At 50.0% G+C, this 290-nt stretch carries 1 protein-coding gene; it reads left to right on the top strand.

The window, feature by feature from the left end:
• On the top strand, positions 1 to 290 hold a 290-nt coding region (locus V6C27_14895; protein ID MEG6617663.1), incomplete at both ends, for a pyruvate formate lyase family protein.

Raw genomic sequence — 290 nt, 5'->3', positions numbered from 1 at the left:
TTGTGTTGAACCGCAAAAATCCGGTCGCATCTATCAGTGGACATCCACCGGTTATACCCAATGGCCCATTGCCATTGAATTTGTTTTAAGACGGGGCATGATGAAGTGGCATGGCACCAAGCAAGGGCTAGACACCGGTGATCTTGACAACTTCAAAACCTACGAAGAATTTGATGCCGCCGTTAAGCAGCAAATTGAACATATCATTCGCTTGTCTGCCATCGGAACGGTGATTAGTCAGCGGGTGCACAGAGACCTGGCTCCCAAACCGCTACTGTCGCTGCTGGTGG

The organism is Peptococcaceae bacterium 1198_IL3148 (assembly GCA_036763105.1).
Classification (GTDB): Bacteria; Bacillota; Desulfotomaculia; order Desulfotomaculales; family Desulfohalotomaculaceae; genus JBAIYS01.
Note: the sequence above shows the minus strand (reverse complement) of the source record. Positions and strands in the feature narration are given on the sequence as shown.